Annotated in this window: 1 protein-coding gene; it reads right to left on the bottom strand. The window is 39.3% G+C overall.

Annotated features, from left to right (window positions below):
* Positions 1–288: 288 nt before the first annotated feature.
* Positions 289–1215: a tyrosine-type recombinase/integrase gene (locus tag QVP90_RS06535; protein ID WP_021935976.1), complete on the bottom strand. Its 927-nt coding sequence runs from the start codon at positions 1213–1215 to the stop codon at positions 289–291.
* Positions 1216–1316 lie beyond the last annotated feature (101 nt).

The following is a 1316-nucleotide window of genomic DNA, read 5'->3' on the forward strand; positions in this document are numbered from 1 at the left end:
CCCCCCCCCCCCCCCCCCCCCCCCCCCCGCCGTAACAGTTACGGTGGTTACGGAATTGTTGTATAGTTCTGCGATTTGACATTTGAATTAAAATGCATACAAGCCATACTTCAATCAACATAATTATTTCCTTTGAACTTGTCGGGTGCATGTCGGGTACTTGTCGGCATCTTCTACGTTTTATTTAATTCTATGATCAAACTTAGTACATTTACACTTGGATTATTTTTGCTAAACTTAGACCGTTTTCTTCAAATGATCGCACAGAAGTTACATACCAGTAAAATGTTATTTGCCAAGCGACTTGAACATCTTGGCGATACAACGTTTCTTTTGTTCCATATTTGGATGGACATAAAGATTGAGAGTGGTACTGATATTTGAGTGTCCCAGCAATACACTGACTGTTTTATAGTCACAATTACTTTCTATACAGCGAGTTGCAAAGCTGTGGCGAAGCCCATGAAATTTCAATTTTGGGATACCAAGGTGCTCCATCAACCGTTTGTAATAATTGCGATATGTTCGTGGTTCTGTGGGCGAGGGTTCATTGGTGAGTATGTAGTAATCCGCATTTACCACTTTTTTCAGTGGTTTTACCAAAGCAAGTAACTCCTTGCTCATAGGAATTTCACGGCAGGAGTTCTTTGTTTTAGGCGTATTAATAACCAGCTCTGTATGTTTCTTTTCTCCTTCGATAATATAAATACGCTCTATGGTACGCTGAACGCTGATAGTTCCGCTATCCACATTGATGTCACTCCAGCGTAAAGCACAAACTTCACCAATACGAAGTCCGGTGCTTAGGCTTATATAGATGCCTAAATTACGGAATGTGAAATTTTGACGAATGTAGTCCAATATTTTCTTGTGATGGGCTACAGTCAATACCTCCAACTCTTTGTTCGTTTCAGCTGTAGGATATTTTATGTCCCATTCTGAATAGTTCATCCATTCGTGTTTTACTCCGAACTTCATCACCATTTTGAGCACAATAAGAATGTCCTTTACCGATTTTACACTCATACCACCATTGAGTTTTTGTAGTACGAAATCTTGTACCGCTTTCTCACTTAACGCATCATTTTCACCAAAATATGGTAAAAGATGGTTCTCCAGAATCAACATATAAGCGGCAAATGTTGATTGCTTCACATACGGACGCTTGTCTTCTCGCCAAGCCATCGCAATTTCTCTAATTGATTTCTTTGTCATAATTACTTTTTTAGGGGTTTCCTATAATTAGAGAAATATAATGGGCAATGTTCCAAATCTGAGATTCCCGGAGTTTAGTGGAGAATGGGAAAATTGTCAAA

Source organism: Bacteroides sp. CAG:189 (assembly GCF_000432295.1).
Lineage (GTDB): Bacteria > Bacteroidota > Bacteroidia > Bacteroidales > Bacteroidaceae > Bacteroides > Bacteroides salyersiae.